This window comes from Bergeriella denitrificans NBRC 102155 (assembly GCF_001592185.1).
Lineage (GTDB): Bacteria > Pseudomonadota > Gammaproteobacteria > Burkholderiales > Neisseriaceae > Neisseria > Neisseria denitrificans.
In genome coordinates this window covers 1-6,364 of the sequence record NZ_BCWL01000128.1, presented here as the reverse complement: position 1 = coordinate 6,364, position 6,364 = coordinate 1, and the positions used below count along the sequence as shown (strand labels likewise).

Sequence of the window (6,364 nt, the reverse complement as noted above, 5' to 3'; positions counted from 1 at the left end):
CTAGTGCAATGAATGCGGGCACTCAGGCCGTCTGAATATCCGCGCGTTTTCGGGTTACGGGCGTAAAGCCACATATTTGCCGCGAAATTCGGCAGCCAATATGCCGTCTGAAAAAATCTGCGTTTCCAGCTCAATTTTGCCTTTGCCGTGCCGGGCCAGCATCGACCGCATCTGCACCCAGGCCGCTGCTTCGGGGCTGCGTGTGATAACGGTCAGGCTGCCGCGCGCCGGCTTGAGATAGCGCGTTTCGCCCTGCTGAATCACGATATTGCCCTCGGCTTCGGACAGCCCGGTAAACACCGCCGCCCAGCCGCAAGCCGTAGCCGCAAGCGCGATGCTGCCGCCGAATACGGTCTGCTTGTGATTGCGGTTTAACTCATGGGGCAGGTGCAATACCGTCTGCTCCGCATCGGCTTGTGCCACCACCACACCCAGCGCCGCCGTAGCGGGAATATGCCGGTGCAGAAAATCCTGAAGCTGCTCTTTCGTCATCGCTTTGATCCGTAAAACTGCGGGCGTTCCGCTGTATAAAGTCTCTATCATACGGCAAAACCGCCGCGATGCGGACTTTTTCAGACGGCCTCCCCCTTGCCTGAAACACCGTCCTGATTTACACTATTGCAATGTTATACTATATCAAACGGAGTACGGTATGAAATTATGGAAAGCAGGGCTGGCAGCCTTATGTTTCAGCAGCGCAGCTTATGCCGCGCCGATGCCGGTGGTGGCCAGCTTCAGCATTTTGGGCGATGTCGCCAAACAAATCGGCGGCAGCCGCGTCAGCGTACACAATCTAGTCGGCGCCGACCAGGATTCCCATGCTTACCACATCACCAGCGGCGACATCAAAAAAATCCGCGCCGCCAAATTGGTGCTGCTCAACGGCTTGGGTTTGGAAGCCGCCGATGTGCAACGCGCGGTTAAGCAGAGCAAAATTCCCTATGCCGAAGCGGGCAAAGGCATACAGACTTTGAAAACGGAACACGGCCACGACGGGCATGATCATCATCACGACCATGACCACGATCACAGCCACGACCACGGCGATACCGATCCGCACGTTTGGACCGATCCGCTGCTGATGGTGACTTACGCGCAAAATGTCGGCGACGCGCTGATACAGGCTGACCCGGCAGGCAAAGACTATTACCGCCGCCGCCTCGCCGCCTACCAAGAGCAACTGAAAAAGCTGCACCGCAACACGCAGGCGGCTTTTGATGCCGTGCCCGAATCCAAGCGCAAAGTGCTGACCGGCCACGATGCTTTTGCCTATATGGCCAAACGCTACCGCATCCGCTTTATCGCCCCGCAGGGTGTCAGCAGCGCCGCCGAGCCTTCCGCCAAGCAGGTGGCCGCCATTATCCGCCAGATTAAACGCGACAACATCAAAGCCGTTTTCGCGGAAAACATCAAAGATGCACGCATGGTTGAGCGCATCGCCAAAGAAACCGGCGCGCGCGTCAGCGGCAGGCTCTACTCCGACGCCTTGGGCAAAGCGCCGACCGACAGCTACATCGGCATGTACACCTATAATGTCCGTATGCTTGCCAATGCCATGAAATAAACACCCGATACGATGCTTCCCGTCTGCTTCGGGTTTCATCAAGCAGCTGTAACACGCAGCCCCCCCGCAGGCCGTCTGAATATTCAGACGGCCTGTTGCTGTTTATCCCCCCACATCTGCGGTATAATCGGCTGTTTGCACCTCCAACCCGTGCCGCCCGCGGCACCCGCCTACCGATTTCATTCCATGAGCGCAAAATCCTCCAAATCTCCAGCCAAAACCAAGCAGCCCGCCAAACACAGCGCAGCCCGCAAGCAGACCGCGTCGCAGCAGTCGGCCAAACTTTCCGAGCATCTGAAAGCCGCCAAAGCCCTGCAGAAAAACGAAGAAAAAAAAGCCCGCCCGGAACACGTTGCCAATCTGATTAACGATACCCTGTGGCTTTTCGGGCTGGTGGTGACCGTTTACCTGGCCATCGCCCTGCTGAGCTTCGATATGGCTGACCCCGCCTGGTCGCGCAGCATGCCCGATGTCGGCCAAACCGCCAACTTCGGCGGCCTGTTCGGCGCTTACCTTTCCGACATCGGCTATTATCTGTTCGGCCTGTCGTTTTGGTGGTGGATTATCGCCTCCTGCGTGTTTCTGTATAAAAACTTCCGCCTGTTTCAAAAACAGGAAAACCACAAACCCTACAACCACGGCATCGCCGCGCTGGCGCTGCTGCTGCTGCTGGTTTGCAGCCCCATTCTCGAGCATTTCGCATTCGGTGCCGGGCTGGCCGACGCCCTGCCCGTGGGCGCGGGCGGCCTGGTCGGCAACTTCGCCGGCGCGGGCTTGGTGCGCCTGCTGGGGCAATCCGGCAGCCTGCTGATACTGTTTGTGATCCTGCTCTTGGCCGTGTCTCTGCTCGCGCAGGTATCATGGCTGGAAGTTTTGGCCAAAACCGGCCGCAGCATTGAGCGCACCTTCAGCCGCCTGTGGGGCAAAATCCGCCGCCGCGCGCCTGAAGCCGCCGCCCTGCCCGACGTGAAAAACACGCGCCGCATGATGAAGGAAGCGCAAACCATCACCGCCACGCCCGCGCCGCGCCTGGAAGGCAGCAGCAGCAACCGCAAATCCGGCACGCTGGCTGTTGCCCCGCCGCCGAAAATCCAGCCTGCCTTATTCGACCTGCCCGATGAGCCGCAGGCCGCCGGCGAATACCACAAACCCTCCCTCTCCCTGCTCGCGCTGCCGCCCGAAACCACCGTCAGCGTCGATCCGGCCGAGCTGGAGCGCACCGCCGCGCGTATCGAAGCCAAGCTGGCCGAATACAATATCGGCGTAGAAGTCGTGTCCGCCACCACCGGCCCGACCATTACCCGCTTTGAAATCGAGCCGGCGCAAGGCGTCAAAGGCAGCCGGATTGTCGGCCTGTCCAAAGATTTGGCGCGCACATTGTCCGTACCCTCCGTGCGCGTCGTCGAAACCATTACCGGCAAAAACACCATGGGCATCGAGCTACCCAACGAAAAACGCCAAAACGTTTTACTGCGCGAAATCCTTGCCGCGCCCGTCTTTACCGATGCCAAATCCAAGCTCACCGTCGCCCTCGGCAAAGACATCACCGGCGCACCCGTTATCGGCGATTTGACCCAGATGCCGCACCTGCTGGTGGCCGGTCAGACCAAATCCGGCAAATCCGTCGGCATCAACGCCATGATTTTGTCCATTCTCTATAAAGCCACGCCCGACGAAGTGCGCTTTATCATGATCGATCCCAAAATGATCGAGCTGACGCCCTACAACGACATCCCCCACCTGCTCTGCCCCGTCGTAACCGACATGAGCGCCGCAGGCCGTGCCTTAAACTGGTGCGTGGCCGAAATGGAAAAACGCTACCGCCTGCTCAGCCACGTCGGCGTGCGTAATCTCGAAGGCTTCAACGACAAAATCGCCGCCGCCAAAGCCGACGGCAAGCCGCTGTACAACCCATTCAGCCTCACCCCCGACAACCCCGAGCCGCTGGAGAAGCTGCCCTATATTGTTGTGGTGATTGACGAATTTGCCGACCTGATTATGACCGAGCGCAAATCCGTCGAGCAGCAGGTTACCCGCCTGGCGCAAAAAGCCCGCGCCGCCGGCATCCACATGATTATCGCCACCCAAAAACCGACCGCCGACGTTTTCACTGGCCTGATTAAAGCCAACGTCCCCACCCGCATGGCCTTTACCGTTGCCGGCAAAATCGACAGCCGCGTCATTCTCGACCAAGGCGGCGCGGACGAGCTGCTGGCTATGGGCGACGCTCTCTTCCTGCAACCCGGCGATGCCGAGCCCAACCGCCTGCAAAGCCCGTTTACCAGCGACAGCGAAGTCCACGCCATCGCCGCCCACATCAAAGAGCAAGCCCCGCCCGACTACATCGAAGGCCTGCTCAGCGGCGAGGCCGCATTGGAAACCAACAACATCGTCAACCCCAATGCCGACAGCGACGAACTGTTCGACCAAGCCGCAGCCTTTATTTTAGAGAGCAAAAAAACCTCCATCTCCGCCCTGCAGCGCCAGCTCAAAATCGGCTACAACCGCGCCGCCAACCTGATGGACGCCCTCGAAAACGCCGGCATCGTCAGCCCCGCCGACCACAACGGCAGCCGCCGCATCCTCGCCCGCAGCGACAGCGTGTAATGTCGCGCCGGTAACAAAAAAGCCGTCTGAAAAATACTTTTCAGACGGCTTTTTTGTTTTCTACCACCCATCAATCTTCACTACTTTTCAGCAACACCAACAACGCCTGCTTTTTCAAAGGCGGCAGTTGGCGGAAATAGTTCAACAGCAACATTTCCTCATCCGAAATCTGCCCCGTTTCCGAATCCGCCCGCCCGTAGCGCAGCCAATCCGCGCTGGTATTCAGCCATTTTGCCAAGGTATCGATTTTGTCCGGCGTCGGAATCGAACGCCCGACCAACCAATAATGAAACGCCTGCGTACTGACCGGCTGGTTCGGATGGCGCAGGTTGAAACGGTTGGCAAGATTTGCATTTGAAAGCGACGACAAACCCGCCAGCTTGAGCGCAGTCTGCAGGCGCAGGCTGAAATCAGTCTTTTCTTGTTCGGTATGCATACACCGATTATGTCGAATCTCCTGTTTTACTTTAGCAACAAAAAAGTTTGTAAATAAAATCTTTTAGTTGATAAAAACAAGTAAATGGTTAATAATAAATCATGCACCACAGGTGCATCAGCCCATTGCAAACCCATTACAAAGCAAAGGAAATCAAATGTCTTTACAAAAAGTTAGCGCACTGACCGTCATCGCTCTCAGCCTTGCCGCCTGCAGCAGCGGCAGCGGCTCACGCAGCCCCTTAAGCATCAACAGCAACCCTACCGTACAAAACACCCAAGCACAGAAAGCTGCTGCTGAAAAAGCTGCTGCTGAAAAAGCTGCCGCTGAGAAAGCTGCTGCTGAGAAAGCTGCTGCTGAGAAAGCTGCTGCTGAGAAAGCTGCTGCTGAGAAAGCTGCCGCTGAAAAAGCCGCTGCTGAAAAAGCCGAAGCCGAACGTCTGGCTGCAATTGAAACCAACCGTGCGGACTTGGAACAAAAAGCAGTTGCTGCCGGCTTAAATCCCAAACAAGCAGCCGCTTATGCCGAAGCCAATAAAGAAGCTACCGAAGAAGCTGCAAAACTTGCATTAGACAATTTGCTCAAAGCCGAGCAAGAACGTATTGCAGCTGAGAAAGCCGAAGCCGAACGTCTGGCTACAATTGAAGCCAACCGTGCGGACTTGGAACAAAAAGCAGTTGCTGCCGGCTTAAATCCCGAACAAGCAGCCGCTTATGCCGAAGCCAATAAAGAAGCTACTGAAGAAGCCGCCCAACTTGCATTAGACGGTTTGCTCAAAGCCGAGCAAGAACGTATTGCAGCTGAGAAAGCCGAAGCCGAACGTCTGGCTGCAATTGAGGCAAATCGTGCGGACTTGGAACAAAAAGCCATTCAAGCAGGCTTAAGTGCAGAACAAGCCCAAGAGTATGCCGAAGCCAATAAAGAAGCTGATGAAGCTACCGCTGATAAAGCATTAAACGATATCATTGCTGCAAATGCAGCGGCAGCCCTTCAAGCGGAAATCGACCATGCAAAAGGCATTCCGACAGCAAATTACGAAGTCGGTAAAATTACCGCAGAAAGCCGAATGAGCTCTTCATCAATTATAAATGCACTCACCAATGAATCCCGCATTCACAGCGTTATCTATAATCTGCCCTATTCCATTGTGGTGGGTGACTACTCCGGCTATATTTCTTATAACAACCAAACAGGCCATATTTTTACCGACAACCGAACATCCTCTATTGACATTACCGGTCTGAAAACCGCCGTGGATGCCATTCCGACAATCGGTTCTGCCACTTATACAGGCAAAGCCTTTAACGGCACATATCAGGATATTTACGACTGGGATACCCGCGAAAGCTCGACATTAATCAAAGAAGGTACATTGTCTTATACCGTCAACTTTGCCGACCGTACCGGCTCCGGCTCAATTACGGGTTTAGGCGATGAGATTGTGCTGAATAAAGGCGAAATTTCAGGTACAGGCATTTCTTCAAGCGCCCGACAAAGCTACCGAACCGGTAGTTACCTGCTCGATTTCTACGGAAAAGCAGCAGAAGAAGTAGCCGGTAAAGTATTGTTCAACGGAAAAGATACTGTCGGCTTCGGCGGTACACGCGGCGACATCAAATAAGCCTTTCCTTCTGTAAATAAAGCCGTCTGAAACGGTATTCCGTTTCAGACGGCTTTTCCGTTATTTGACATACACCAACCGTAAATCAGGCACGCTTACCCGAAATTTTTTAGTGTCAAATAACTGATAAAAAACA

At 55.3% G+C, this 6,364-nt stretch carries 5 protein-coding genes; 3 read left to right on the top strand and 2 right to left on the bottom strand.

Going from position 1 to position 6,364, the window contains the following annotated elements; translation table 11 throughout:
* Window positions 1–54: 54 nt before the first annotated feature.
* Complete coding sequence (locus BDE01S_RS07415) at window positions 55–492, bottom strand: YiiD C-terminal domain-containing protein (RefSeq protein ID WP_066079548.1); 438 nt, start codon at window positions 490–492, stop codon at window positions 55–57.
* 160 nt (window positions 493–652) lie between these two features.
* On the opposite strand from BDE01S_RS07415, the gene BDE01S_RS07410 reads away from it, so the two are divergent.
* A complete protein-coding gene (locus BDE01S_RS07410) occupies window positions 653–1,564 on the top strand; it encodes a metal ABC transporter solute-binding protein, Zn/Mn family (protein ID WP_066079545.1) in 912 nt (303 codons plus the stop codon).
* 186 nt (window positions 1,565–1,750) lie between these two features.
* Entirely contained in the window at window positions 1,751–4,171 is a 2,421-nt protein-coding gene (locus tag BDE01S_RS07405; protein ID WP_066079542.1) for a DNA translocase FtsK, read from the top strand.
* A gap of 70 nt (window positions 4,172–4,241) precedes the next feature.
* On the opposite strand, the gene BDE01S_RS07400 is transcribed toward BDE01S_RS07405, so the two are convergent.
* Window positions 4,242–4,607 (bottom strand): transcriptional regulator, encoded by a 366-nt coding sequence (locus BDE01S_RS07400; protein ID WP_066079540.1) that lies wholly within the window; start codon window positions 4,605–4,607, stop codon window positions 4,242–4,244.
* Between the two features lie 157 nt (window positions 4,608–4,764).
* On the opposite strand from BDE01S_RS07400, the gene BDE01S_RS07395 reads away from it, so the two are divergent.
* Window positions 4,765–6,228 carry a Slam-dependent surface lipoprotein gene (locus BDE01S_RS07395; RefSeq protein ID WP_066079537.1) on the top strand — a complete coding sequence of 488 codons (1,464 nt, stop codon included), beginning with the start codon at window positions 4,765–4,767 and terminating at the stop codon, window positions 6,226–6,228.
* Window positions 6,229–6,364: the final 136 nt, after the last annotated feature.